The sequence below is a fragment of the Bradyrhizobium sp. INPA03-11B genome, assembly GCF_040446015.1.
Taxonomy (GTDB): domain Bacteria; phylum Pseudomonadota; class Alphaproteobacteria; order Rhizobiales; family Xanthobacteraceae; genus Bradyrhizobium; species Bradyrhizobium macuxiense_A.
This window is the reverse complement of the sequence record NZ_JASGSR010000079.1, coordinates 1-26,336: the sequence shown is the minus strand read 5'-3', so window position 1 is coordinate 26,336 and position 26,336 is coordinate 1. Positions and strand designations below refer to the sequence as shown.

The 26,336-nt window shown below is 62.7% G+C and carries 27 protein-coding genes; 18 read left to right on the top strand and 9 right to left on the bottom strand.

What is annotated here, in order from left to right; all coding sequences use genetic code 11:
• Window positions 1–45: 45 nt before the first annotated feature.
• From QMZ05_RS27695 to QMZ05_RS27670, 6 genes are all read left to right on the top strand, one after another.
• A complete protein-coding gene (locus QMZ05_RS27695; RefSeq protein WP_353703642.1) occupies window positions 46–891 on the top strand; it encodes a hypothetical protein in 846 nt (281 codons plus the stop codon).
• Window positions 892–904: 13 nt separating this feature from the next.
• Window positions 905–1,516 carry a hypothetical protein gene (locus tag QMZ05_RS27690; protein WP_353703641.1) on the top strand — a complete coding sequence of 204 codons (612 nt, stop codon included), beginning with the start codon at window positions 905–907 and terminating at the stop codon, window positions 1,514–1,516.
• 12 nt (window positions 1,517–1,528) lie between these two features.
• Window positions 1,529–2,236 (top strand): HK97 family phage prohead protease, encoded by a 708-nt coding sequence (locus tag QMZ05_RS27685; RefSeq protein ID WP_353703640.1) that lies wholly within the window; start codon window positions 1,529–1,531, stop codon window positions 2,234–2,236.
• Window positions 2,233–2,508, top strand: a complete 276-nt coding sequence (locus QMZ05_RS27680) for a hypothetical protein (protein ID WP_353703639.1) — start codon at window positions 2,233–2,235, stop codon at window positions 2,506–2,508. Before QMZ05_RS27685 ends, QMZ05_RS27680 begins: the two co-directional genes overlap by 4 nt.
• A 318-nt stretch (window positions 2,509–2,826) precedes the next feature.
• Window positions 2,827–6,273 (top strand): phage tail length tape measure family protein, encoded by a 3,447-nt coding sequence (locus tag QMZ05_RS27675; RefSeq protein ID WP_353703638.1) that lies wholly within the window; start codon window positions 2,827–2,829, stop codon window positions 6,271–6,273.
• A 9-nt stretch (window positions 6,274–6,282) separates the two neighbouring features.
• Window positions 6,283–7,530: a DUF2163 domain-containing protein gene (locus tag QMZ05_RS27670; protein ID WP_353703637.1), complete on the top strand. Its 1,248-nt coding sequence runs from the start codon at window positions 6,283–6,285 to the stop codon at window positions 7,528–7,530.
• 286 nt (window positions 7,531–7,816) lie between these two features.
• Here QMZ05_RS27670 and QMZ05_RS27665 read toward each other — a convergent pair whose 3' ends face one another.
• Window positions 7,817–8,140, bottom strand: coding sequence for a hypothetical protein (locus tag QMZ05_RS27665; protein WP_353703636.1), 324 nt, complete (start codon window positions 8,138–8,140; stop codon window positions 7,817–7,819).
• Between QMZ05_RS27665 and QMZ05_RS27660 the strand changes: the two genes are divergently transcribed.
• Complete coding sequence (locus QMZ05_RS27660; RefSeq protein ID WP_353703635.1) at window positions 8,109–8,762, top strand: hypothetical protein; 654 nt, start codon at window positions 8,109–8,111, stop codon at window positions 8,760–8,762. The genes QMZ05_RS27665 and QMZ05_RS27660 overlap by 32 nt on opposite strands.
• 464 nt (window positions 8,763–9,226) lie before the next feature.
• Here QMZ05_RS27660 and QMZ05_RS27655 read toward each other — a convergent pair whose 3' ends face one another.
• On the bottom strand, window positions 9,227–9,685 hold the full coding sequence (locus tag QMZ05_RS27655) for a hypothetical protein (RefSeq protein ID WP_353703634.1): 459 nt from the start codon (window positions 9,683–9,685) through the stop codon (window positions 9,227–9,229).
• A 398-nt stretch (window positions 9,686–10,083) separates the two neighbouring features.
• Here QMZ05_RS27655 and QMZ05_RS27650 point away from each other — a divergent pair, with 398 nt between their 5' ends.
• From QMZ05_RS27650 to QMZ05_RS27640, 3 genes are read left to right on the top strand one after another with little or no spacing between them, the layout of a single operon-like run.
• Window positions 10,084–10,428 carry a hypothetical protein gene (locus tag QMZ05_RS27650; RefSeq protein WP_353703633.1) on the top strand — a complete coding sequence of 115 codons (345 nt, stop codon included), beginning with the start codon at window positions 10,084–10,086 and terminating at the stop codon, window positions 10,426–10,428.
• Window positions 10,412–10,726: a helix-turn-helix domain-containing protein gene (locus QMZ05_RS27645; protein ID WP_353703632.1), complete on the top strand. Its 315-nt coding sequence runs from the start codon at window positions 10,412–10,414 to the stop codon at window positions 10,724–10,726. Before QMZ05_RS27650 ends, QMZ05_RS27645 begins: the two co-directional genes overlap by 17 nt.
• Window positions 10,609–11,748, top strand: a complete 1,140-nt coding sequence (locus QMZ05_RS27640; RefSeq protein WP_353703656.1) for a tyrosine-type recombinase/integrase — start codon at window positions 10,609–10,611, stop codon at window positions 11,746–11,748. The genes QMZ05_RS27645 and QMZ05_RS27640 overlap by 118 nt, the downstream gene beginning before the upstream one ends.
• Before the next feature lie 156 nt (window positions 11,749–11,904).
• Here QMZ05_RS27640 and QMZ05_RS27635 read toward each other — a convergent pair whose 3' ends face one another.
• The gene (locus tag QMZ05_RS27635; protein WP_146985622.1) at window positions 11,905–12,417 is read right to left on the bottom strand and encodes a MarR family transcriptional regulator; all 513 of its coding nucleotides are present in this window, start codon (window positions 12,415–12,417) and stop codon (window positions 11,905–11,907) included.
• 452 nt (window positions 12,418–12,869) lie between these two features.
• Between QMZ05_RS27635 and QMZ05_RS27630 the strand changes: the two genes are divergently transcribed.
• The 4 genes from QMZ05_RS27630 (at window position 12,870) to QMZ05_RS27615 (ending at window position 16,521) form a co-directional block, all read left to right on the top strand.
• Window positions 12,870–14,429, top strand: a complete 1,560-nt coding sequence (locus tag QMZ05_RS27630) for a porin (protein WP_353703631.1) — start codon at window positions 12,870–12,872, stop codon at window positions 14,427–14,429.
• Window positions 14,430–14,873: 444 nt separating this feature from the next.
• Window positions 14,874–15,053, top strand: a complete 180-nt coding sequence (locus QMZ05_RS27625; RefSeq protein WP_353703655.1) for a hypothetical protein — start codon at window positions 14,874–14,876, stop codon at window positions 15,051–15,053.
• 114 nt (window positions 15,054–15,167) lie between these two features.
• On the top strand, window positions 15,168–15,383 hold the full coding sequence (locus tag QMZ05_RS27620; RefSeq protein WP_353703630.1) for a hypothetical protein: 216 nt from the start codon (window positions 15,168–15,170) through the stop codon (window positions 15,381–15,383).
• Between the two features lie 175 nt (window positions 15,384–15,558).
• Window positions 15,559–16,521: an SDR family NAD(P)-dependent oxidoreductase gene (locus tag QMZ05_RS27615; RefSeq protein ID WP_353703629.1), complete on the top strand. Its 963-nt coding sequence runs from the start codon at window positions 15,559–15,561 to the stop codon at window positions 16,519–16,521.
• A gap of 140 nt (window positions 16,522–16,661) precedes the next feature.
• On the opposite strand, the gene QMZ05_RS27610 is transcribed toward QMZ05_RS27615, so the two are convergent.
• From QMZ05_RS27610 to QMZ05_RS27595, 4 genes are all read right to left on the bottom strand, one after another.
• Window positions 16,662–17,129 carry a GcrA family cell cycle regulator gene (locus tag QMZ05_RS27610; RefSeq protein WP_353703628.1) on the bottom strand — a complete coding sequence of 156 codons (468 nt, stop codon included), beginning with the start codon at window positions 17,127–17,129 and terminating at the stop codon, window positions 16,662–16,664.
• Between the two features lie 102 nt (window positions 17,130–17,231).
• Window positions 17,232–17,432: a hypothetical protein gene (locus QMZ05_RS27605; RefSeq protein ID WP_016844973.1), complete on the bottom strand. Its 201-nt coding sequence runs from the start codon at window positions 17,430–17,432 to the stop codon at window positions 17,232–17,234.
• Between the two features lie 163 nt (window positions 17,433–17,595).
• Window positions 17,596–19,422 (bottom strand): AMP-binding protein, encoded by a 1,827-nt coding sequence (locus QMZ05_RS27600; protein WP_353703627.1) that lies wholly within the window; start codon window positions 19,420–19,422, stop codon window positions 17,596–17,598.
• Between the two features lie 88 nt (window positions 19,423–19,510).
• Window positions 19,511–20,449 carry an acetamidase/formamidase family protein gene (locus QMZ05_RS27595; RefSeq protein WP_353703626.1) on the bottom strand — a complete coding sequence of 313 codons (939 nt, stop codon included), beginning with the start codon at window positions 20,447–20,449 and terminating at the stop codon, window positions 19,511–19,513.
• A 66-nt stretch (window positions 20,450–20,515) separates the two neighbouring features.
• On the opposite strand from QMZ05_RS27595, the gene QMZ05_RS27590 reads away from it, so the two are divergent.
• The 3 genes from QMZ05_RS27590 (at window position 20,516) to QMZ05_RS27580 (ending at window position 23,544) form a co-directional block, all read left to right on the top strand.
• A complete protein-coding gene (locus QMZ05_RS27590) occupies window positions 20,516–21,310 on the top strand; it encodes a YdcF family protein (protein WP_353703625.1) in 795 nt (264 codons plus the stop codon).
• A 144-nt stretch (window positions 21,311–21,454) separates the two neighbouring features.
• Window positions 21,455–22,237, top strand: coding sequence for a DUF169 domain-containing protein (locus tag QMZ05_RS27585; protein ID WP_212013439.1), 783 nt, complete (start codon window positions 21,455–21,457; stop codon window positions 22,235–22,237).
• A gap of 131 nt (window positions 22,238–22,368) precedes the next feature.
• On the top strand, window positions 22,369–23,544 hold the full coding sequence (locus QMZ05_RS27580; protein WP_353703624.1) for a saccharopine dehydrogenase NADP-binding domain-containing protein: 1,176 nt from the start codon (window positions 22,369–22,371) through the stop codon (window positions 23,542–23,544).
• Window positions 23,545–23,697: 153 nt separating this feature from the next.
• On the opposite strand, the gene QMZ05_RS27575 is transcribed toward QMZ05_RS27580, so the two are convergent.
• The gene (locus QMZ05_RS27575) at window positions 23,698–24,897 is read right to left on the bottom strand and encodes an FAD-dependent monooxygenase (RefSeq protein WP_353703623.1); all 1,200 of its coding nucleotides are present in this window, start codon (window positions 24,895–24,897) and stop codon (window positions 23,698–23,700) included.
• 144 nt (window positions 24,898–25,041) lie between these two features.
• Here QMZ05_RS27575 and QMZ05_RS27570 point away from each other — a divergent pair, with 144 nt between their 5' ends.
• Window positions 25,042–25,515, top strand: a complete 474-nt coding sequence (locus QMZ05_RS27570; RefSeq protein ID WP_353703654.1) for a MarR family transcriptional regulator — start codon at window positions 25,042–25,044, stop codon at window positions 25,513–25,515.
• Here the strand turns inward: QMZ05_RS27570 and QMZ05_RS27565 are convergent.
• The coding region (locus tag QMZ05_RS27565; protein WP_353703622.1) for an O-antigen ligase family protein at window positions 25,487–26,336 on the bottom strand (850 nt) is incomplete at its 5' end. The genes QMZ05_RS27570 and QMZ05_RS27565 overlap by 29 nt on opposite strands.

The window sequence follows — 26,336 nt, the reverse complement described above, 5'->3', positions numbered from 1 at the left end:
TCAAAGTGAAATAGGTCGTTCCCAACTTGAGAAGAGGCTCGTTCCATGGCTGTTGCCGACTTTATCCGTAAGCTGGTAGGCGCCTCACCCACGGTTGCGAGCATCGCGGCCAAGATTGCCGAGCTGGAAGCGAGGAGACCGGCGCTAATCCGAGAGAAGACGCAGCTTGAGGCGTCCGCCAGGGAAAGCTTCGACGATCGGAAAGCGCGCTCCGCAGCGCGAGAGCGTCGGCTGGAAATCGAGGACGATCTGCGCGACCTCGAAATTCTCCTGCCTCGGCTTCGGCAGGAGCTGGCCAATGCGACGGCCGTCCATCGGGCGCAGCGCGTCTCACACTACCATGCCGAAATGAAGCGCGGGGCCGATGCGCTCGAGACCGCGCTGCGCGGGGTGATTAGCGCGAATGCGGCGGCTAGGAAGCTGTACGACAACGCTCGCGCAGAGCTCGGCGAAGAGATCATGCGAAGCTTACCGATCGTCTACTTCGCCGCGCCTGTGGCGGTCGAATCGGTCGCTCAATGGCGGTCGGTCATGGATGAATACTTTGTTCTCCTGCCGAAGCCCTCGCCTATTGTTCGCGCGGAAGCGCCGGCGCCAACCAAGAGAGCTGTCGCCGGTAGCGAGTTTAATGGCCGTGTCACCTTGAATGATGCCGTCGTCGCGCCTTTGCGGGCGGCGGCCCGGCCGCCTCTGAGAGAAGTAGCCAAGGAAGGTGATGTGCTGGTCGAAGTGCTGCGCGGTGGATACGAAAGTCCGTCCGGCGTTCAGTGTTTCAGAGGCGACATCATCGCAATGCCGGAAGGGCTGGCCAACGTCGCCGTGCAGAATGCTGCGGTCGAATTCCATCATCCGCGCGTCGAACTGTTGCGCGACGTAGGCCCTGCGGCCTGAGAGGAGAGGATCGATGGCAGCATCAAATCGCATCATGGATCGATACGGGTACGGCCGATATCTCGGGTACCTGCAGTGGGAATGGCCGTTTGACGGGCTCTTCTTTGAAACCGCGACGCGGCGGTGTGACATTTACGGCGACGGACCGTCGATCGGGCAGCAGCGTGCGCGCGTCAATCTTAACAGCAGCGGTCGATACGAAATGACTTGGTTCGCTGCAGATGGCGCCACCTACCAGGGCATCTGTGTCCTTCCAAAGAATGTGGCCGACGTGTTCTTGGCACTGAATCCTACCTCCATAAACCTTGACACGCACGAGGTCGAGCCGACCATCACGTTAATCGAGTGGCTTGAGCCGCCAGCTCCACCAGCTCCGCCCGATGCACAACAGACGATCGGCGTCGCTGGTGGTAGCACTTCCATCCGCGTGAACATCGGTGCCACGATCAATCACGCGACGCCGGTCAGCGTGACGCTCTCCGCCGACTATGTGCTCACCGACGGCGCCTTTCCAAGGCCGATCGGAACGCCGGCCCATGGCACTATCGTTGCCGGCGCGACCGTCCAGCTCTTCGAGCCGGAGGCCGCCGCGCTGGTTGGCGCTGGCGCTGCAGCTTACGCATAGAGAGAGCGCGATATGCATCACAAGTTCATCTTTGGCGCGATCAAGTCGACCGGCTCTCGGCTTGTCAGCGCGACGCTCACCACCCAGAGTTCCGACCGTGTCGGAGACATCGTGCGTCCCCGGGGGCTCGTGAACAAAGCTGATTTTCTCAAGACGGGAACGGTCATCGCTTTTCACGATCAATCCATGCCTGTCGCGCAGCCAACGGCAATCAGTATCTTCGCCGACCGCATCGAAGGTGAGGCGCAGTTTCCACCGTCCGGCACATCGCAGAATGCCGACGAGATCTACGGGCTGATCAAAAACCGAGTGATCAACAACGTCAGTATCGGCTTTCGTGTTCTGGAATCGAGCCCGATCAGCGGCGGAGGCCTGGATATCACGAAGTGGGAGCTGCTGGAGTGGAGCTTTGTATCCGTTCCGGCAAATGCCGAGGCCGTGATCACCGCTCGTTCGCTGAAGGCCGGGCGTGTGCTGTCTGGCTCGAATGCTGGGAAGCTCCGTCAGGCGCACGATGCGGCCGAGATGTGCCGCGGCCTGGTGGCCGATGTTCTAGGCAACGCTGGCGAGACGGATGGTAAGGCGATGAGCCGAGCCGAACGTGAGCGCGATGTGCGCATGCTCGAGCTGGCGGGATTTCGGCACGTAGGCGACGCGGTCAAGACGCTGTCGCAGCGTGAGCGAGAAATGGAATTTTTGAGACGGAACGGGAGCCGATGACTCTTTCCGACGTAATCGACATGGCAAGAGCGGCCGGGCGCGATCTTGGCGATTGCGCCGCGGCCGTCGTTGCAAAGAAGCCAACCGCTCGCACGCGTTGCGAACTGCATTTCATCGTCGCTGCCGAAGGCGCCAGCGCTCGATTGCGTCGAGATCCCGATCTAACTGGCGAAGACATCGAACTATTTCAGTTGGCCTTAAAACAGGGATTCCGCAAGGCGTTTCCCCTCGAGGCTGCTGCACCGTCCGCCCGGCACAGCGAGGTATGTTGACCGTGCGGCACCCTGTGAAGAAGCGAAACGGTTCTGACCAGGTTGAACTGCTCCATCAGCGCATTGCGGAGTTAGAAGCTCTCCTCGCTCAGACAACCGCACTTGGCCAGCAGCTCGAGTTTCAACGGAATTGCTTCATTCAGGGTGCGACGGCGTCATTACGGCTGCTCAAGCTGGCAGCGTCGGGCGCGGGTACCTTAGAGGATCGATGTGCCTGCATATCGGCACTCGGAGATTGGCTGGCGGAGACATCCGCCAACGTTATTCCGCCAATTCCGTGGGTCGGCACGCAGGTTGTGAAACACTGAGAGACCGGCCATGACCGACACCGTCGACAAGATCATCATCCAGTCCGTGACGCAGGGCGTCGAGGAGACGACGAGCGAGATGCAGGGCCTCTCCAAGGCCATGGATGGTGTCACCGTCGCGGCGCAGAATGTCGATAAATCGACCGGACCTATTGATAGTAAGTTCGCCTCGCTCGAGCGCCGCTTCAGCACAACAGCCGGGCAACTCTCCCAGTTCGAGAAGGTCCAGCAGCAGGTCAACGTGGCCGTCGCCCAGAATCCGGCGCTGCTCGAACGCGGCAATGCCGTCCTGGCCGTCGCCGAACAGCGCTACGGCGGCGTCAGCCAGTCGCTGCAGAAGCAGCGCATGGCGCTGGAGCAGGTCGCCGCGGTTCAGAAGAACATCAATGTCAGCACCGGCATCCTGGGCGACACGAACACCGCGGCGCGGGCGGCCGACGTCACTGCCTACGGCAAGACGCTGGACGATCTCCGCGCGAAGTACAATCCGCTGTTCGCAGCGGGCCAGCAGTACAAGGCGACGCTGACGGAGATCAACCAGGCGGTCAAGGTCGGCGCGCTGACCGAGGCCGAGGGCATCGCGGCGCGCGCTGCGACAAAATCCTCGTTCGTCGACGAAGTGTCCGCGCTCAAGAACGCCAAGACGGCAGTCGACGACGTGGCACACTCCCATGCCGGCCTGTCGACGCAGGGGCAGGCGGCGATGCATGCCGTTCGGTCGACGGTCGAGCAGCTCGCGCTCGGCATTCCGCCGACGCAGGCCCTGGCCGGCCAGATGAACCACCTGACCTATGCCGCGACGGGCGAGGGCGGTCTCACCGGCGCGTTCAAGGAAGCCGCCGGTGTATTTGCCGGGCTGATCTCGCCGACGGCGCTGCTGGTCGGCGGCATGGCTGCTGCCGGCGCCGGCGCGCTGTATCTCGGGAACAGCTGGCAGGAAGCCAACGGGCAGGTGACGCGCGCTCTCACTGGCATCGGCGCGGCGACCGGCGCGACCGCGGCCGATCTCAACAATTTTGCCAAGACCAACTCGTCCGCGACCGGCCTGTCCATCAGTGACGCGCGAACGGCGGCAATCGAGTTCGCCAAGACCGGCAATATCGCCGTCCAGAACCTGAAAGGCGTCGGGGACGCCGTTCATGGTTACGCGGTGCTGACCGGCACGGATGCAGCGACCGCGACCAAGGACCTGGCGGCGGCCCTGAGCGGCGATCTCGTCAAGGGCGCGGAGGAGATCAACAAGACCTACATGTCGATGGATGCCAGCACGCTGGAGTATATCAGCACGCTGCAGAACCAGGGCGATCGCACCAAGGCGACGCAGGTCATCATCGACTCGATGGTTCCTGCCAACAAGCGGGCACAGGACAGTGTCACGACGCTGTCGGCGGCGTGGCGCGTTCTTGCCAATACGATGTCGCTGATCAAGAACGGGCCCGGCATCGTCGCGACCCCGCAGGACAATCTCCAACAGGCCAAGGCCGCGCAGCAGGCCGCCATCAATCCCTCGTTCTCCGACCAGCTGAACAGCGGCTTCGGGTCGTTGATGGGCGCAGACTCGCTGCCGGACTTCGCTGCGTTGGACAAGAACGTCCAGAAGGCACAGGACGACGTCGACAAGCTCGGTGCGAACGGCGCCATCGCCCTGAACAAACTGTCGACCGAGGCGCGGACCGTCGTTCAGGCGGTCACCCCGCAGATCGAGCAGATCCGGATTCTTCAACTCGAATATGAAAAGCTGCAGGAGGCCAAGGACAAGGGCGTCGCCGTCGATGGGGCGGATTCAGCCGGCATCGCCATCAAGAACCAGATCGCGTCCCTGCAGGACGCCAGGGACCAGGCAGTCAACTACAACCAGCGCGTCGCAGATATAAGCGCCAAATGGGGCGAGGTCGGTCAGTCGGCTGCGCTCGCACTGGAGAAGGCGCAGAATCAACTCCCTGTTTTTGAGGCGGTCGGCGGCGCGGCCAAGATGGCTGCGCAATACACAGCCGACTACGCCAACTATATCGACCAAGGATACGACAAGACAGAAGCGGCGGCTCTTGCGGCTTCGAACCTTCAGGCTGCGCAGGCCCAGGTCAGTTCGGCCGCGAAGGATACGCTGGCTTCGTTGCAAGACCAATATGCTGTCGCGTCTGCCAGTAATCCCCAAGAGGCGATCAGGGCGCAGGCCCAGGCGGACTATAATCGACTCGTTCGCGAAGGTGTCGACGCGAAGACGGCCGAAGGGATCGCTGCACAGGAGACGGCCAATCAGGAAGAGCAGGCGTCGCGACAGGCGTCGCTCGCAAAGCAGCAGCAAGACGATCAAGCTTCAAAGGCCCGTCAGATCGCTGACCAGAAGGCGGACAACGCCGCGGAGCAGCTCTACCAGCAGTGGCAAAAGCAGGTGGAAGTGTCGCGCGATCAGGTGGCCTTGCTGGAGGTCAAGGGCACTGCCGAGGAGGCAACCGTAAAGGCGGCCATTGCGTACCGCAACGCGATCGAGGGTGGCGCGACTTCGACGCAGGCTGCCATCATTGCCAATAATACGGGTGCAGTCGCAGCCGCTCAGTGGGCTGAACAGGCACAGAAGATCGCGGAGGCCTATGAGAACGCTCAGCGCGCTGCGCACGACGCGCAATATGCGGACATCACGCCAGGCGGCGACAATTCGTTCGGCTTCTTCCAGACCAAGGAAGGCCAGAGCAACGGTCGCGCACCTGCCAGCAGCCTGCCGATCAACACCTACATGCAACTTTTGGCGGCGAAGAACTTGCCTGGGCCGCCGAACGTTCTGGATCAGGCGAACGCATCCCTTGCCAATGGTCAGGGGCTCAATTCGACCATCGCGGCAATCCAGCGTCTGACCGCCGGAACGATCACAAACAATCCAGGCGGTTCGGCGGAAGCCATACTTCAGATGCAGCCAGGCCAACTGGGCTTGTCTAAATCCACCAATATCGCCGAATCCGACATCATCAGCCAGGTTCAGCAACTCTACGACATCAAGAATTCGCAGACCACGGACACCGCGGTCAAGAACGCAAACCTGCAGGAAGAATTGGCCTGGCTGAACAGTCGACCCGAATCGATCGCACGCGACCAGGCGATCGCGCAACTGACGCAGGCGATCCAGCAGAACAGTTCCGCGACCAGCGCTAACACTGCTTCGCTCAACCCGCTCTACAGCGGCCGCGGCGCGCTGCAGATCGGCTACTACAAGGCAGCATCCGGCCTCGACGTCGTCGCGCAGGGGCCGACATCGGGCGACCAGGTCCCGTTCCACGCCATGGTGAACGGCGGCGAGCGGATCACGATCACGCCGGCCGGCCAGTCGTCGTCCTCGAGCGTCGACAGCCGCAACATCACCATGAACATCTCGCTGCCGCCGGTGAAGACCAGTTCGGCGCGGCGCGTCCAGCGGCAATACGCCCAGGGCTTTGGCCAGGCCATGGCGGCGGCCGGAGGGTAAGGAGGGTCTATGCAGACCTATTCATTCAGTTTCGCAGGCGCCCGACCGGCCTTCCTGCTGACGATTACGCAGGCGTCCGGGGCGGTGATCCGCGTCACCGACTATGGCCGGCCGATCACGATCGGCGGGATCACCTGGCAGCCTCAGGCCGGGCTCGAGGTCGGCGATACCACCTCGACCAACAAAGGCGACTTCCCGACCGGCTCGTTCAAGGTCGCGACCAGGACGGGGAGCCTCTTCAACAGGCGCGACATCGAGAACCGGCTGTTCGAGCGCGCCGAGGTGCTGATCGAGGTCACCAACGCCAAGGTGCCGACGACCAGGGATTATGAATTCTCCGGCTTGCTGAAGGGCACCGCGTCGTTCGATCTCGACGGCAATGCGCAGTTCGAGATCCTCAACAAGTTCGCGCTGCAGCGCGACGTCTTCGTCCGCAAATACGCGATCGAGGACGACGTCGATTTCGGCGATCCGCGGCGCAACAAGATCCCGACCTTTCCGACCGTCGATGCCACCAGCCAGGATCTGTCCGACGTCGCGCGGTCCGCCGCGATCGAGGTCGGCGACCGGCGCCGCTTCCGCTACAGCTCGGCGGGCAACCCGAGCGACTACCGGAATGTCTATTGGGAGGCGACCGCTATCACGACGGGGATAACTGGAGCTAGCGCCCCGGTATCACCCAGCGTCACGCCGGGCGCCACAGTGACCGATGGCGGCGTCACCTTCACGGTCCGCAATGCCTATGCCCGGGCGTTCCAGGTCACTTCGATCATCGACGATCGGCATATCACGATCAGCGTGACCGAGCCGCGCGCCAGCGCTGTGACGACGTGGTTTGCGCCCGGCCTGCTGGTGATGCGCTCTGGCTACTGCGCCAACCGGGCGTCGAATATCGATGCCTGGGATGGCGTCAGCCAGATCGAAATGGTCGTTCCGTTCGGCGGCCTGTTGTCGGTCGGGGATTGGGGCGAGATCGCGCCCGACTATGACCGGACGCTGAACATGGCGGTCGCCAAATACGGCGCGGCGATCGGCCTGATCGCCGACGGGGGTGCCAACAACTATCGCGGCTTTCCGCACATCACCGGAGCTCGCGTGGCAACGTCGACGTTTATCCCTGGCACCACCATCGACACTCCTTCCGGCGGCTTCGGCACCGGTGGCGGCGGTGGCGGCGGCGGTGATGGCGGCGGCGGGGGTTCTATTCCGGGCGGATATACGCCATACGCGGTCGAGATTGCCGCGGGCAGCAGTTAGGGCAATGCGGCGCAGCATAAGTGCGCTCGTAAAAGGCCACGTGCCGTGTCGCGAATTTAGCTACGCCGAACGCCCCCGAAGGGGCTTGGCAAATGGCTGCAAATCAACGATTCTGATCAGTGGGCTTGATAACCCGGACGAGAGCTATAGGCCGCCATTCCCTGGCAGGAATTTGCCCCGACGCCTGGCAGCGTTGGGCGGGCGGTCGAATGAGGGCAGCGCATTGGCGTGCGCTCCAACCTGGCCATTATGGCCGGGAGGGCCGCGCCATGTCCAGAGGGCAACCTTAAAAGCGCCGCCGCCTGTCGCTTTCGCAGGTTATCAACTCCCGGCTGCCGGTCTGCCACCGGCAACGGCCTTGATAAGCCGCAATCGAAAGCGCTCCGAAAATGATCAACACCAGTCGTGCATCGCCGCCCGGCGGCGGTCGATTGTCTGTATCAGACCCCATTCCGACAAGCCCGCGGGCGTCATGCCTCCCGTCCGACGCATCGCGTGAACCAATGACGAAGGATTCTTCGAATAATTGTGAGCCGCGCGCCGACAGCGCTTCTGAGTTTTTGAGTAGGAGAGCCATCATGAATATGATCACGACGACCGCGATCGCCACCGCTGCAATTCCCACCGTCGCTCCCGCGATGCCGTCGCCGGAATCTGCTCGACGCACTGACAACAAGCTAGAGAAGCTTTTCCGGCGCCTCGAGCTTGCTCACGCGCGTGCTCAAGAGCTCGGGGACCAGGCCAGACGCCTTGATGACGATCCTCGGAAGGCTGCGTGCAAAGCTACTCTCAGCCTGTGTTGGTCTCGCGAGCTTGATGCAGTCATCCTTCAGCGACTTGGGTGGGAGGAGGAAGGAGACGACATTTCTCTCAATCCCAGTGCCTTGAGGCGGCTGCAATCATTGCGCTTCAAACGACATGATGTCGAAGATCGCGTTACCGAACTTGTCGCGGCGCAGGATGAGCTCGATGCCCTCGATCTAGAGTTGGGCATCACCGCTGCGGACAAGCGATATGAAGATGCCCTCGAAGTTTGTCACCGGCTCGTTGATCAGATCAAGGACGTGCCGGCAACGACATTGGAGGGGCTGAAAATCAAGGTGAAGGCGCTTTGCTGGTGTCGAACGAACGATTTCGGCCAGATCGATCAGTTCGAAGATGATTGCGAGACGACGGATCTAAAACTCGCCGTGAGCGTCGTTTCCGACCTGCTAGCGATGAATGCTGCTTGAATCGGGCGCTCGCAGCGAGCATAATTCGGCGACGAAATTCAGCAGGCTAAGCTTGGCCCCCACACCTAAAAGCAAACCCGCCGGTCGCTCCGGCGGGTTCTTTGATGGGGGGATGGTGCATCGCAAATAGCGATTTTCACTCCGCTCCTCGTCCGCGATGAATCTTTTGTGATTGGCGCGCGTAATCCTTCTCTGAATCAATCAGGGAGAGGAGGAGGAGACTATGCGCGATAACTTCGATCTGGACACGTTGATCATCGGCTGGGGAGCTGCGTTCTTCGGATTTGCCGTATTTGTGTGGGCGCTCGCGCATATGCATTGACGGTGCCTGGCTCTGCATTGAAGCCCGCTCCTGAACCGCTTGCTTCGCTGGAGGGCGAAATGCGCCGCTACGTTGCACTGATTCATAATAAGGCCGCCGACAACAGCGACTACGGCGTCTCGCCGCCAGGCCTGAGCAATCGCTATCGCGCGAGATCCTTCATCTTTGCTATGGCCTTGTCGGCTTTGCTCCGAGCCTCACCAAAAAGGTCAATGGCCAACAATTGACCTCCGCGCACGTTCTGCTTGCCCGCTCCGCGAACGCGGAAGGCGTTCGACGATATTTCTTCTATGTTCAGCGAACACGACACGCCACTCCACGAGCCAAAGCTCATTCTGGTCTCGAACGTCACCAGTCCGATGTTCTCGTTGGCGTCAGTTAGCTTCCAGCCCAGTTGCTGGACGGCGCTCATCGCTAGTTTAGTGATGAGCGCCATTGTGCCCGAAAACGTATCGCTCGCGCTGTCGTAGTGAACGGCGACCGGACTTGGAGGCGGCTTCACATCTGAGGACAATCCGGCCGCCGGCGCTCCGCACGACGGACAAGCCGTGGCTTTGTCGGAGATTTCGCGAGCGCATTCCCAACATTTGATCAATGCCATATGTGATGATTCCCTTTAATGAAAAATTCCCTGGGCAACTGCCGGGGCACGCGTCTAACGGCAGAAATAAACGTTAGAATTGTACCTCTCGCAAGGAAAACCGCCGAGTCTAGGTCACGCCTGGGCGCACTTTTTGCGAGGGTTTGGGAGCTTCGCGGAAGCCTTTTCCACAGGGGAGGCGGGGGGAGAGGGCTCGCGTGTGCGGACGTGAACTTGCACAAAGTTGCCAAATCACCGATATTTTGTTTCCCCTTAGCAAAAGGAGAGCGGCGGACCTACAGCACTGTTTCATGGACCGCGCGAGGGCAACGCGCGCGCCGAATTCCGCGAGAGGCCCGGCTCAGAGCTTCCGGCCATCATCCAGCAAATCGAGAGGACGATCATGTTGGAGCGAATGAATGAAACCGCTGCAGATGAGGGACAGCTCTCGCACCGCGCCGAGCTACCGCCGCAACTCGCCTAACGTCCAAATCGATCCGATCGCCATCGGTCCGGACACTCCTTTGCGGCTCAGGGTGGCCGCGCAGCTTGCTTACCCTGATGGGTCAATGACGGTCAGCGGCCTTCGCGTTGAGATCCGGCGCGGCCGGCTCGAATGCGAGAAGACAGCGAACAAAACCTACGTGACATTGGCTGGTATCGAACGCATGAGGGAAAAGTGCCTCATGGATCGACGGGCTCGTGCCTCTGCCTCTGAGAGACCCGGCGGCGGCATGGAGGCTTCCCATGACGACGCTGCTTAGGCCTCGTGAAGTAGCCGCAAGGCTAGGCGTGTCGCCAAAGACGCTCGATGGTTACGCGGACGCGGGTGACATCCGATATATCGACCTTGCTCGCGGTAACAAAAACAAGCGTCGAGCGTACACTGAAGATTTCATCACGGAATTTATTGAACGCCGCACTAAGAGGGATGTGCCGTGTCCATCTACAAGCCGAAAGGTTCGCCGTACTACCACTTCGATTTCCAAATCAAACGTCATCGGTTTCACGGCTCGACGAGCCATGCGAGCCGCCGCGAAGCTGAAAAGTTCGAACGGGTAGAGCGGACCAAGGCGCGCAAGCATCTCGAGACGGAGGGAAAGGTCTCGGTCTCGCTGCGCCTCGATGATATCGCGGACCGCTACTGGCTCGAGGTCGGTCAGCATCACGCTGGCGCGGATACGACGGAGCGCGATCTTGCCAGGTTGATCGGCTATTTCGGGCCGGACAAATTGCTGACGGATATCGACGACAACGAGGTCACAAAGTTGGTGGCCTGGCGCCGGGCACACCGGCGCACGGTCCACCGCAAGAGGCCGATGCCGAAGGACGCCGCGCCGTCTCCCGAAATCGCGCCGGCGACGGTGAACCGCAGCACAACCGAGGTGCTCAAGAAGCTCTTCACCAGGGCGAAGTCGTGGGGAGTTGAGTTCAAGCGCGAACCGACATGGAAGGATCACTGGCTGGCCGAGCCAGAGGAGCGCGTCCGCGAGCTCAAGAGCGACGAACTAACGAGCTTGGACGACACCGCGCGTGACGACTATCGCGACATCTTGGATTTTGCCGACGCCTCGGGCGTCCGCCTCAGGGAGTGCCTGCTGCGCTGGTCGGAAGTCGATTGGGACGCCAAGCAGATCGTAAAGCCGGGGAAGGGCGGCCGGCGGATCATCGTCCGGATCACACCGCTTATTCGTGAAATCCTGTGGCCGCTCCGCGGGCATCATGCCGAATTCGTGTTCACCTACGTCGCCAAGCGCACGGTGAAGCGCCGAAAGCTGGTCAAGGGGGAGCGATACCCGATCACCTACAACGGCCTTAAAACCGAGTGGAAGCGGCACCGAGCTCGTTCTGGCGTCGAGGACTTCCGTTTCCACGATAAGCGCCACGACTTCGCCACGAAGCTCCTCAGGGAAAGCCGGAACCTGAAGCTGGTCCAGAAGGCGCTCAACCACCGCAACATCAGGACGACGCTGAAATACGCGCACGTCGTCGAGGACGAGATCGCCGGCGCGATCGAGACGATGCAAGAGAAGCGGGAAACGTCCCGAAAAAAGTCCCGAACCGCGGTTCGGAAGGTCATCTAAGTCATTGATAAGGTATGATAATGATCATGCAAGGCCATCGTGCTGGGAGACTAGGGGTCGGAGGTTCAAATCCTCTCGCTCCGACCATTTTTTCAAAGCATTCGGCTTTTCAAAACACGCAGCGGCGTTGATATCGGCCCGATGCGGCCGGCCGTTTCAGGTCTCGAAATCCATCGCCGCGATCAGGCACGCCTTTTCCAGGCGGTTGTTGAGCATCGCGAGCTTGCCGGTGAACTCGGCCAGCTCGTGCTCGCTGAATTCCTCGAACACGGTTTTCTTGAACGCCTTGTGCTGCTCGGCGAGGCCCGCCAGATGCTTTCGGGTCTTGTCGGTCAGCGACAGGCGGACCACGCGCGCGTCGGCCGGAGAGGGCGAGCGACGCAGCAGCTCCTTCTGCTCGAGCAGTTTGGACTGTGTGGTCACGAACGACGGATCGACATGCAGCAGCTTCGACACCACGTTGATCGGCACGCCGTCATCCTTATCGAGATCCGAGATCGCGATGAGGATCATCCATTGCGGACCGCTGACGCCGAGCGCCTTGCCCCAGAGCTGGCGGACCCGTTCGAGATGCGAATTGATGGACGAGATCTCGAGCGTAAAGCGCTTGATGATGTCGAGATGCTCGATGGCGCGCAAACGCGCCTGATCCTTCCTGGTCACTGACACAGCTTCCCCTTCCCTAGGTGCCGACTCAGCTTTGTGCTGATTTATTTCTTGTTTCCCGCGTCGACGGACGTTTTTTCTAGTAAGTCGCTCAGGAAGGCAAGTGAACGTAAAGCAATTATGATGCGTGTGTGACGATTCAGCTATTTGGGGTGCGACAAATTTGCCCATGTGGGTGAGGTGGTTACGTCGAGCGTTGCTGGCGGGACACAGTGTGGCCGCATTCGCATTCCTGACTTTATAAACTATTTTGTTTGGCGAACTCGCCAATGCATATTGAACCCGGCGGTAGGGGAATCTCGATCGTCCCGTTGCGGTGATCGTTCAAGTCCGCCGCACTCCAGAGATTGATCTGCGGGTGCGGGGTTTGGGGAAAACGGTCTTGGACAATGCGGGAGGATCACGGGGCGCTCGCGACCCGTACTCTACGCATATGAGCAACTTGGAGGTTTAATATGACATTGGCGAAGAGCCTTATTCTGGGCTCGGCCGCCGCGCTGGTCGCGGTCGGCGGGGCACAGGCGGCCGATCTTCCCGTTAAGGCCAAAGCGGTCGAGTACGTGAAGGTTTGCTCCCTTTATGGTCCGGGCTTCTACTACATCCCCGGCACCGACACCTGCATCAAGCTGGGCGGCTTCGTCCGCGCCGACGTTGTCGTCAACGGCAACAGCGTGTACGGCCCGAACGTCAACGGCGCCAGCGGTGCCAACAACCGCTTCACCAACGGCTACACCTGGCGTTCGCGTGAAGACTTGAACATCGATACGCGCACCGCGACCGAATACGGCGTGGTCCGCACCTATTTCGATGCAGTGTTCACCTGGACGTCCGACAGCTACGCCGGCAACGGCGCTGCGCCCGGCTCGACCATCTACTCGGCCATCGGTGGCGGCGGTACGGTTGCCCCGGGCAGCGCACCGAACAACGCTGGTTCGGGCAACGTCGCTGCCGGCACGGTCGGCGTCTACTACGCCTTCATCCAGTTCGCCGGCTTCACCATGGGTAAGGCGGTCTCGCAGTTCGCTGCTCCCTGGAACGGTTATCCGGGCAACAACTACGACGGTCTCGTCGGTGGCGTGAGCACCACCAACGGCATCAACCAGTTCACCTACACCGCGCAGTTCGGCAACGGCGTCTCGCTGGCCCTGTCGGCGCAGGACCAGGTTGCCTACATGCAGGCTGGCGTGAACAACCTCGGCGTCGGCGGTGCTTACGGTTCGAGCGACTACGCCGGCACGATCGCGCCGGACTTCGTCGCCGCGCTCAAGGTCGACCAGGCTTGGGGTATCTTCCAGGCGTCGGTCGCTGCGCATGACAACCATGCTGCGTACTACGGCGGCACGGAGCTGACCGGTCATCCCGACGACAAGTGGGGTTGGGCGGGTGCGCTGGCCCTGTCGATCAAGAACATTCCGACCGGACCTGGCGACACCATCAACGTCCAGGGCGTCTACACCGACGGTGCGACCCGCTACAACATCCAGGAACTGGCCAGCCAGTTCAGCTCGATCGCCATCTTTGGCAGCACGAACCTGGCGGGCGCCTATCAAAGCGTCGGCTTCGGCACGGCGCCCGATACGGTGTTCGGCCCTGGCGGCCAGCAGCAGTCGATCAAGACCTGGGGCTTCCGCGGCGCGTACACCCACAACTGGGATCCCTACTGGAACACCAGCTTGTACGGTGCCTACGCTGCGATCATGTACAACGACACGGCGAAGTCGCTCATCTGCGGCGTTGGCGGCGTCGGTGGCACGTTCCGCACGGCCTTCGGTGGCGGCGCTGGCGTGACCAACTGCAACCCCGACTACAACATCGGACAGATCGGCGTGATCACCCGTTGGACCCCGGTCAAGAACCTGACCTTCTCGGCCGACGTGACCTACGTCCATCTCGATCAGAAGTATGCCGGCACGATCACCACCTCGTCGGGTTCGATCGGCAAGCCGTCCGCGACCTACGAGCTGAAGGATCAGGACACTGTCCAGATGCTCTTCCGCGCTCAGCGCAACTGGTAATACCGGTTGATCTGATCACGATCGAACAGAACCCCGGCAGGCAACTGCCGGGGTTTTTTCTTCGACCGGAAGAGATGGTCGTGGACGATTGGCTGCGACATTTCGGTCTACGCGAAGAACGAAGACGAGCCATGCGATTCATTGGCGGCAAACTTATTTACTTAGCTGATCTACTAAACTATATACGCCACGGCCAACACATTGAATGATGGCTCTTAGCTTGATGCTAAGCCTCCCAAACCTCCGGCAATGCCCTGCCGGAGGTTTTTGATTCACGGCCACGAACCGGCACTGGTGATCGCGATGCGCGCGGCATCGCAGGTTGCCGCTCGCAAGCAGGCGCGCGCCGCCGCGTCGATTCGACGCCGTCAAGATTTGACGGAATCGATCCGCAGTGCATTCTCGTCATTCATGGGACGCTTCAAGAACAGTCGTCTGGCTCGGATGAGCAGTGGCCATTACTGCCTGATCCGGGATCTCGGGCTGGTGAAGGGCGGCAAGGGATTGCGGCACCATGAGGTGGTCATCGACTTCTCGTGGCGCGGTCTGCTCAAGCTCATCATGAGCGCTGGCACCGCCGTCCTGCGCCGGCGCGCGCCGGTGCGGATCGAAACCGCCGAATAACGCAGGGCGATCCCGGGAGTTGAGCCGGTCATTCGTGGCGCCACGCGCTGCGCGACCAGGTCTTCAGGCGACGTGATCTCGATCAGGTCAAAGCTTGCCCACGGCGAGGGCGCGTTGCGCGACACCGCTACTGCGCTGGTCTGTTCTGATCAGCGCGTGCCGTCGGCGCAGATGCCGTTGCGCGGCTTCGGCGGTGTGAGTTCGGCGGCAGCGGCCGCATTGGAAATGCCGGCCGCGATCGTCATCAGCGTTGTCGCGACCAATCTGTTCACGATGTGCATGATCATCGTCTCCGGTTGTCGATGTCAGATTGTTCGCAACGCGGAATGATTTCGTTACGTCATCCTCCGCCTCGATCTGCTCCATGCGGCTCAACTGCGCGTGAGCAGCGGGCGCCGTTGCTGGGCGATAATTCGGTGATGTACAGTGCCGCAGTCAAACGGCCGGGACTGCGATCCGCGCTCCAGCCGAAAGCAAGAAAAAGCAGGGAAGGAACGGATCTCACATGAAGGATTTCGCCGGAAAGATTGCCGTCATCACGGGTGGCGGCACGGGCATGGGGCGCGAGCTCGCACGGCAGCTCGTTGCCGAGGGATGCAATGTCGCGATGTGCGACGTCTCGGCCGAGGCGATGGCCGAGACCAAGCGGCTCTGCGAAGTCGAGAAGCTGCCGCAGGGCCTGCGCATCACCACCCACATTGCCGACGTCTCGATCGAGGATCACTACAGGCGTTTCCGCGATGAGCTGATCGAGCAGCAGGCGACCGACAAGATCCACCTGCTGTTCAACAATGCCGGCATTGGTGGCGGCGGCAGCCTGTTCACCAACACTCGCGAGCAATGGGAGCGCACCTTCAACATCTGCTGGGGTGGCGTCTATCTCGGGGTTCGCACCTTCTTGCCGCTGCTGGTGAAGGCCGACGAGGCGCACATCGTCAACACGTCAAGCGTCAACGGCTTCTGGGCCTCGGTCGGCCTCGGCGTGTCCCACACCGCCTACAGCGCGGCGAAATTCGCCGTGAAGGGATTCACCGAGGCGATGATCAACGATCTCCGGCTCAACGCACCGCATGTGAAGTGCTCGGTCGTAATGCCCGGTCACATCGGCACCTCGATCGTGTCGAACTCGCGCAAGGTGCAGAACGGCGCCGACCAGCTCAATCCCGACGAGCTCAAGCAGGCGCGCCAGCGCCTGCAAGGGCAGGGCATCGACGTTGCCAAGATGTCGGATGCCGACATCCAGCAGCTTGCGCTCGACCGCGCCCGCATCTTTCACGACGAGGCGCCGACCTCGGCGGCTGCTGCCGCCAAGATCATCCTCGACGGCGTCAAGGCGGATCGCTGGCGCATCCTGGTCGGCGACGATGCCCACCTGCTCGACGAGCGCGTGCGCAAGACGCCGGAGCAGGCCTACACGCCGGAGTTTTATCAGGACCTCGTGGCGGCGACCGGCTGGAAGGTCGGCTGATCGGCACCTCATGAAATCCGTCATACTGAGGAGCGCGGAACGCGCGTCTCGAAGTATGCACGGCCCGGCTGGTGGCCGTGCATCCTTCGAGACGCTGCTACGCAGCTCCTCAGGATGACGGGATTAGTGCTTCCGTGTCGCTACCCGCGCATCGCGCGGTGGCGGGACCCTGCCTGATAGGCGAGGCGGTAATGTCCTGAGCAATAGGGCATGCCGCCAAGCGGCGTGTTGCCACAGAAGCAGAAATCGTCGGCGCCCGGGGTGCTGATCGGCCAGCGGCAGCGCTGCTCGCTCAATTCGAACAGCGAGCAGCTGTTGACGCTGACAATCGGGGTATTCTCGGGCTCCGGCTCGTAAACCGCCTGTAGCAACTGGAGCTGCTGCTTCGCGGTCGCCCTTTGCGCGGAGTGCGCGGTGGCTTTCTTCCGTCGCGCCCGGCGTTCGTCCGGCGTCGTGCGGGTGAGGTTCAGCCGCGACAGCTTGCCGATCACCGCATTGCGGCTGACGCCGATGTTGACGGCGATGTCGCGGCAGGAGAGGCCGGCTTCAAAGTAGATCTTGAGTTGGTCGACGCGCTCCGGCGTCCAGGTCTCTTGGTTGACAATCATCTGACGGTTCCACGTTCTGTGTTGAACCGCCGCGCCGGCACGCGCGCCCTTCGTTCTGGAGCTCCGCGCAAACGCTCCGCGTTTGTCGCGAGGATGATGCTCTCAGGGCGTGCGTCCGTTGTCGCGGATTGCAAGCAACCCGTCCTTGATGGCGAGTCGAATGCCTTCCTCGATCAGTGTCCGTGCGACGCCCGGGACGCTCGTACCGTGGGTGCCCTGTCGCACCAGCTTCTCGAGATAACCAATCGTCGAGAGCGCCAGCGTGACCGGGACGCGGTCGGTTTCGGCCTTTTCCGTAGCCATAGAAAACGCTTAACCCCGAACGCCTGTACTGAAAAGTATCTATTTAGAGTCTATTTAGGAATGTGGCAGTTCGTCAAGCCATCGGCCGCAAAATGCGAACAGCCGCGCCGGAGGTCGAGTCCGGCACGGCGTCGCGATCAGATTATTTAAGTATATTAAATGGTTAGGAGCGCAACTCGACCTTGACCGGGAACTTCTTGAGAAGCCGCTCAGCCGATTCGGCCTTGTCCGCAGGCGCGGTCACGCTCAGGTACAGCCCGCGGGACGGGTCGGTGATGGCCTCGACACTGACCTCGCCGGAAAGTCCTTCCCGAGACAGCAGCTCGCGCGCAGCCTCGCCGGCGGCGATCTCGCGCAGCTTGGGCTTGAAGATCTTGCCGACCGGCGTGACCGGCATCTCCGGGATCACCGACACCACGCGTGGTCGCGCTGGCGGCTCGAGGATGTTGTCCTGCACGAAAGCGGCGAGCGCCTGCGGATCGATATGCGCGCCGGGCTGCGCCGAGACGAACAGCATCGGCACTTCGCCGGCATAGCTGTCGGGACGTCCGACCGCTGCGGCCAGTGCGACGCCCGGAAACGCCAGCGCGGCGTCTTCGATCGCGCGCGGATCGATATTGTGGCCGCCGCGGATGATGACGTCCTTGGCGCGGCCCATGATGTAGACGAAGCCGTCGGCATCGATGCGGCAGATGTCGCCGGTGCGCAGCCAGCCGTCGCGGAACGCCTCTTCGGTCTGCTTCTTGTCGACGTAACCCGCGAACACCTGCGGGCCTCTGGTCAGGAGTTCGCCGACCGGCGAGGGCCACGGCCCGGTGTGCAGCTTGCCGCCCTCGAGGATCGCGAGCTCGACCAGCGGATTGCGGGTGCCGACGCTCTCGGCGCGCGGCTTCACACCGTGCACGTCATGCGTGATGGCGCCGGCAAGCTCGGTCATGCCGTAGAGCTGCTGGATGCAGGGACCGCCCCAGGTGGCGAGATAGCGCCGTTCGATTTCCGGCGGGCAGATCGAGGCGCCGGTGGCGGTGACGCGCAGGGTCGAGATGTCGCTGTCCGCGACCGGGATGTCGGCCAGCGCGCCGAGCGTGGTCGGCACATTGCCGGAGATGTTGACGCGGTATTTCTCGATGATCTTCCAGAAATGCGTGATCAGCGCCGGATCGCGCGCGCCGGCGGGGCCGGGGATGAAGATCGTCGTGCCGGCCGCCAGGCAATTGGCCGTCGTGCAGAACAGGCCGCCGACATGGAACAGCGGCATCGTGATCATTGCACGTTCGCCGCAGTGGAAGTCGAGCGCCATCCGCGAGGATAAGGTGGAGGCGACCATCGCGCGGTTGGTGAGCCGCGCCACCTTGGGATGACCGGTGGTGCCACCGGTCGGCAGCATCACCGCGACACGGTCGGCTTCGCTCATGTCGCTCGACTTGCCGTAGTCGTCGCGCCAGGCCGGATCAGGGCGCAGCACCTCGCCGTCGAAGGAAATGCTGCCGTCGAGCGGCGCGATCACGATGCGCTTGAGCGAGGGCACTTCGCGCTGCAGCCCCTCGACCCGCTCATAGAGTCCGCCCGGCATTCCCGGCGGCGGCGCGATCAGCAGTTTCGCATTGATGGCATTGAGCTGGGCTGTGATCGCTTCCCGGGTGAACAGCAGGTTGAGCGGCTCGGCGACCCCGCAGGCGGCGGCGCCGAAGATCGCGACGATGCTGGCCGGACAGGCCGGCAGCAGGATCGCCACCGCATCATCCTTGCCGATGCCTTGGCCGCGGAAATAGGTTTCGGCCGTCTTGATGCAGCCCATCAGCTGATCGTTCGAAATCACGACCGGGTTGGGATCGAGCGGCGATCGCAGATAGATCGCAGCTTCGGCGTCCGGCGCCCCCTGCGGGCCGCGGGCGATGAGATCGAGGATGCGCGGGCAGGCGGCGAGCGTCTCCTGCATCTCCTTGTCGCGCGCAGCCTCGTCGGCCGGCGAAAGCCTGTCCTTCAGCATATCCGTCCCCGTCCATTTTTGTTTCGTTGGTACGGAGATTGTATCGAGCCACGCTTGCGGAACACAAGTGCGGCTTACCGACCGTCCGTCAGCCGTGAACGACCGATTTGGCGATCATACAGTGAATGCCCTTGGAGCCGTTGACGGTCTGGGTGACCCGCAGGTCGGCGGCCAGGCTGCACAGCGTGTAGGCGTCCTCGCGGGAGAGATTCCGCTTCTCGCCGAGCAGCACGATCATGTCGCGCAGCGACCGCACCACGCACTGGTCGAGATCGGGATCCATCGCCATGGTGATGTAATGGTCCGCGGTCTCGGCGCGCGGATAAGTGAGCTTGAGGTCCTTGCGCAGGGTGAGGCGGAAGCGGCCGGTCAGCGCGGTCTCGATCGCGGTGACGCAGACCTCGCCGTCGCCCTGTACGCCATGGCCGTCGCCGCAGGAGAACAGCGCGCCTGGCACGAACACCGGCAGATACAGCTTGGCTCCGGCGCCGAACTCCTTGTTGTCGAGATTGCCGCCCATCGCGCGCGGGATCAGCGAGGAGATGCGGCCCCAGGCCGGCGGCGGCGAGACGCCCATCACGCCGAAGAACGGCTTCAGCGGCAGGTCGAGGCCCCAAGGCATGCGGCCGACCATCCGCGCACGATCGAGCGGGATGTTGAGGATGCGGGTCTCGTGGAAATCATCGGGCAGGGTGCCGGACAACGGCTTGATCAGGTTGTATCCCCAATCCTGGCGGAGCTGGACGTCGAGGATGTCGACCTCGAGCACGTCGCCGGGCTCGGCGCCGGCAACCGCGATCGGGCCGGTCAGGATGTGCCCGGGCACCATCCGCTCGCTCTTCGCATGGATGTCGTCGAGCTCGGGCGGGATGTGGAATTTGCTTCGGTCGGGCACCACGTCGGCACCACCGCTGACGGTTTCGATCGTGACCTCGTCGCCGCTCGTGATCGTGAGGACCGGCTTCAGCTTGGCGTCAAAGAAGCCCCAATGGCAGGTTTCGGGGCTGGACTTCAGATGATGGGTCATGTGACGGCTTTTGATTAGTTTCCCAGCAGCGTATGACGCTGTAGCAGAACTTCGCAGAGGCTTCCCTTGTTTTTTGTGCTCTCCAAGACGCTCGGCATCATGCTGCTGCCGATCAATTTCCTGATCGGGATCGGCGTGATCGGCGCGGTGCTGCTGCTGACGCGGTTTGCCCGTCTCGGCCGCAGGTTGATGGTGGCCTCGCTGCTGCTGCTCGCGATCTGCGGCTTCTCGCCGCTCGGCAATGTCCTGATCTCAACGCTGGAGCAGCGCTTCCCGCCATGGGACGCCTCGCGCGGCGCGCCCGACGGCATCATCGTGCTCGGCGGCTCGATCGATGCCGATCTGTCGGTGGCGCATGCGACGCCTGTCGTGCGCAGTGCGGCCGATCGCGTCATCGCGGCGGCGGCGCTGGCGCGCAAATATCCGAACGCGCGCCTCGTGTTCACCGGCGGCAGCGCCAACCTGATCTCGAATGATGCGCGCGAGGCCGACTACGCCGCCGAAATGTTCGAAAGCCTCGGCATCGCCAAATCGCGGTTGATCATCGAGCGCCGCTCGCGCAACACCGTGGAGAACGCCGAGTTTTCCAAGGCGCTGGTCGACCCCAAGCCGGGCGAGCGCTGGCTGCTCGTTACCTCGGCCTATCACATGCCGCGCTCGGTCGGGCTGTTCCGCAAGGCGGGATTCAACGTCGAGGCCTATCCGGTCGACTGGCGCGTCGGCAATGTCTTCAGCTTCGCGACGCTTTCGATCGAGGGCCTGTCGCGCACCGATCTCGGCACCCGGGAGTGGATCGGGCTGCTGGCCTATCATCTGGCCGGAAAAACCGACGATTTGCTGCCGGGACCGGGCCCGCGTTGAGCGACGAGCTGGTCGCTTCCGTCGACTAATCTGATTCTTGTCTAACGCATTTTCTTCACGCGAACCGGTACCCACTTCGCTCGAAAATGCTCTAACATCACACCAACAGGCAGCGCCAAGCTGCCGATCACGGGAGTTCACGCCATGCAACAGCAGACACCGCCGGAACAGTTCGATCTCGCCGCGATCGTGGCCGACCTGAACAATCTGCTGCGGCTGAAGACCACGGTCATCGGCATCAAGATGTTTGCGCGCGTCGAGGAGATGGAGGCGATCCCGAAGATCCGCCGTCCGTCGGCGGTTCACACCACGGACCAGATCGTCAGCATGGCCTCGCGGCTCGGCTGGACCGTCGGCATCACCGGCGACGATCTGGTCGGCGCGCAATGCCGTGCAGTGATCGGGCTCGCGCCGCAGGACGAGAAGTGGCTCGCCGGCGAGAACTATGTCGGCGTTTGGCACGGCACCGCCGAAGACGCGCGCAAGCGCCAGGAGGCGCTCGACGTGGTGCCTTACGGCCAGTATCAGGCGATGGCGGTGAGCCCGCTGACCAGCGGCCGTCTCAATCCGCCCGACATCTGCCTAGTCTATGCGACGCCGGGGCAGATGATCATCCTGATCAACGGGCTGCAGTACACCGGCTACAAGAAGTTCGAGTGGGGCGTGGTCGGCGAGACCGCGTGCGCGGACTCCTGGGGCCGCGCGCTGAAGACCGGCGAGCCGAGCCTGTCGCTGCCGTGCTTCGCCGAGCGCCGCTACGGCGGCGTGCCCGACGAGGAGATGCTGATGGCGCTGCCGCCGGCCTATCTGGTGAAGGCGATCGCGGGCATGAAGCAGCTCGCCAAGAACGGCCTGCGCTATCCGATCGCGCCCTATGGGATCCAGGCCGACGTCCGCGCCGGCATGGGGGTGTCTTACAAGAAATAGGAGCATCTTCCGTCATTGCGAGGAGCGGAGCGACGACGCAATCCATCGCTCCGCACACGCGGTGAAATGGATTGCTTCGCTGCGCTCGCAATGACAAAACGGGGCAATTTCGTTGTGTGGGAGCCTGATCCATGTCCTCGTCGAAACTCGACATCGTCGTCTACGGTGCGACCGGCTTCACCGGTCAGCTCGTCGCCGAATATCTCGCGGCGCCTTATCGCGACGGCAGCCTGAAATGGGCGATGGCCGGGCGCAGCAAGGACAAGCTCGCCTCGGTTCGCGATGCGATCGGCGCGCCCGCTGATACGCCCTTGATCGTTGCCGATGCCAGCGATGCCGCTTCGCTGAAGGCGATGCTGGCGCAGACCAAGTCTGTCATCTCGACGGTCGGTCCGTATCAGCTGTACGGCAATGAGCTGATCGCGGCCTGCGTGGAAGGCGGCACCGACTATTTCGATCTCTGCGGAGAGCCGGTCTGGATGCGGCAGATGATCGACAAGTATGAAGCCGCGGCAAAGGCCAGCGGCGCGCGCATCGTGTTCTCCTGCGGCTTCGACTCGGTGCCGTTCGAGCTCGGCGCGTTCTTCGTGCAGGAGGAAGCCAAGCGCGTGTTCGGTGCGCCGGCGCCGCGCGTCAAGGGCCGCGTGCGCGACATGCGCGGCACGCTGTCCGGCGGCACGGCCGCGAGCGCCAAGGCAACCTTCGATGCGGTCGCCAAGGACTTGAGCCTGGTCGCGATCCTCAATAATCCCTTCGCGCTGACGCCGGGCTTCGAGGGGGCGAAGCAGCCGCGCGGCAGCAAGCCGGCTTACGAGGAGGATCTGCACTCCTGGACCGCGCCGTTTATGATGGCGCTGATCAACACGCGCAACGTCCACCGCTCCAACATGCTGATGGGCTTTCCCTACGGGCGCGACTTCGTCTACGACGAGATGGTCCTGACCGGCCCGGGCGAGAAGGGCGAGGCCAATGCAAAGAAGGTGATGGCGCTGAATTCCGAGAAGACCGGTCCCAGCGCGCCAAAGCCGGGCGAGGGGCCGTCCAAGGAAGAGCGCGAGAACGGCCGCTACGATCTGCTCTATCTCGCGGTCGCGCCCGACGGCCGCATGGTCCGCGCCGGCATCAAGGGCGATCGCGATCCCGGCTACGGCTCGACCTCGAAGATGATCTCGGAATGCGCGATCTGCCTGCTGCGCGATACGCCCGACGTCGCCCCCGGCTTCTGGACGCCGGGAGCCGCGATGCAGGGTAAGCTGATCAAGCGCCTGGTCGATCACGCCGGGCTGACGTTCGAGGTCGAGAAGTAAGCTTTCTTACCTCGCCCCGCTTGCGGGGAGAGGTCGAAATTCGCGTAGCGAATTTCGGGTGAGGGGGTACAGGTCTTTCCAGGCACGTTGCCCGTGGAGAGAGCCCCTCACCCCAACCCTCTCCCCGTGAAGGACGGGGAGAGGGAGAAGGCACTACGCCGCCGCCCGCGGATTATACGCGTACATGAAGTCCATGCCCTTGGACGACACCGGCAGCAGCAGCTTCAGCATGTGATCGCGCAGCCAGGCGCCGGTCGCGCTGAACTCGCGCTTGCTGTTGCCGTTGCGGCGGGCGATCGCCACGATCTTCTCGGCGCGCGGGCGCCGCTCGTGCTCGAACGCCTGGAATGTCAGGCCGAGCTCCTGGCCGTCGCGCATCAGGATGCCGAGCCGCAGCGCGTCTTCCAGCGCGAGCGATGCGCCCTGGCCGGCATGCGGGCTGGTGGCGTGCGCGGCATCGCCGATCAGCAGCGTCCGCTTGCGCGACCAGGTCGGCAGCGTCGCGACGTCGAGCGTGTCGGTGACCACGATGTTCTCGGCGGCCTCGATGATATCGGGGATCGGCGCGTGCCAGCCGGCGTGGAATTCGCGCAGATGCTGCCTGATGGCGTCCTGGCTTTGCAGGCGATACGCCGCCGCGGTCATGCCGTGCGATGGCTGTGTGCTCCACCACATCCCGCCCGTATCCGGATCGGGGCTGCACAGGCCATAGCCGAAGAAGCCGCTTTGCCCGAACGTGGTCTCCACCTTCTGGCCGATCGAGAGGCGCTCGAACATGGCGCGTGGCACGAATCCGCCGAAGCCGATCAGCCCGGTGTCGAACGGCGTCGGTCCGTCAGGAATGACGTGACGCCGCACCGCCGAGTGCACGCCGTCGGCGCCGATCACGAAATCGCCCTCGGCGGTGGTGCCGTCGTTGAAATAGGCGATGACCGGCTGATTGCCGCGGTCCTCGATCTTCACCAGTTTCTTCTCGAAGAACACCGAGACGTTGGAACCCCAGGCCTTGTCGATCAGCGTCTCGTTCAACGTCGCGCGGCACATGTTCACCGCGGGCTGGCCGAAGCGCTGCTGCATGTTCTGGTTGAGCGAGCCGAGCTTCTTGCCGCTCTGTGAATAGAAGTCGAACGATTCGGCGATCGAGCCGTTGCGGATCAGTTCGTCGGCGAGGCCGAGCTCCGCCAGCACATGCATGCCGTTGGGCGCGATCTGCAGGCCGCCGCCGATGCCGGTGGAATAGGGCCAGGCTTCATAGAGCTCGGCCTCGATGCCAGCGCGGGTCAGGAACATCGCGGTCACTGGACCCGCGATGCCGGCGCCAATGATCAGAGCTTTACGGGGACGTCTCGTCATGCCTTGCTCCATGCATCCGTGTGGGCTACGAAAGGTTAGTTGCTAATTATCTTAGTTTATAAGATATTAGGCAAGTAAGATATAGGAGCAGCTTTGTCAAGTGCGAAGTCGCGCGAAGCGCTGGTGCAGGAACTCGAGGAGGCGATGCGCCGGTCATCCGCGCAGGGCGTGATGTACGGCCAAGCCGTTGCGGAAGTTGCCGGAATCTCCAATTCCGACATGGAATGCATGGACATCCTGCTGCTCGAGGGGCGGGTGACCGCCGGCCGCCTTGCCGAGGTGACCGGGCTGACCACCGGCGCCATCACGGGCGTGGTGGATCGGATGGAGAAGGCGGGTTACGTGCGCCGCGAGCGGGACGAGAGCGACCGCCGCAAGGTCTTCATCTCGGTGATCGAGGAAAAGGCCGCCGAGATCGGCAAGTTCTACGTGCCGATGCAGGAGGCGATGCTCAAGGTCTGGAGCAGCTACACCGAAGACGAGTTGCGGCTGCTGCTGCGCTTCGCCAATGACGGCTACAAGGGGGTGCTGGAGGCGACCGCCGCGCTGAAGAGCGTGATCGACACGCCGCCCGACCAGCGCGCCAAGCTCAAGATGCCGCCGAAGTCTCGTCGCTGACCTCGAGCGATGTCGCGCGGTAGCGTTCGGCCGCCGCGTACATGCCCCACATCGTGCCCAGCATCATCCAGAAGTGCCGCCAATGGTCGGTGTCGATGATGAAGCTTTCGCCGGCGATGCCGAGGAATGCCGAGAAGATCGCCAGATAGTCGCGCTGCCACGGCACCCGCATGTAGATATAGCGGAAGCCGATGATCGCGCTGACGAACACCAGCGCCGGATAGCAGATGCCCGAGATCCAGCCGCCTGACATGAAGGCGTTGAGGAAGGAGTTGTGGGTGTCCTCGGGGAAGTAGGTGTGGAATTGCAGTGGCCCGATGCCGAACGGCAATTCCAGTGCCATCTGGGCGCCGAGGATGTGGCGGCCGAACCGGCCGAAGCGGCCTTCGTCGTAGCTCTGGTCGAAGCTCGCGCGCTGCTTGAACATGTCGGCGACCGTGCCGATCGACAGCAGCACCGCGATCAGCGCAACCGCCAGGATCGCAGCGATCAAGGTCATCACGATGATGCGCGAGCGTTGCGACTGCGAACGGCTGGTGAACACCATCAGCGCCAGCATGAACGCCGCGGTGATCACGAGGCCACCCCAGGCGGCGCGGGAGAATGACAGCAGGATCGCGAGCGAGATGATGCCGAAGGCGATGGCGTTGCGAAACGCCTTGCCGAAGCGGTCGGAGACCACGCTTTGCAGCGTGAACAGCGCGGGCAGGATCAGGAACGCGCCGAGCACGTTCGGATCCTTGAAGGTGCCGCGGGCGCGATCATACAGCGTCAGCAGGTCGTAGCCGCCGGGCACCAGATGGAAGTAGCCGGCGATACCC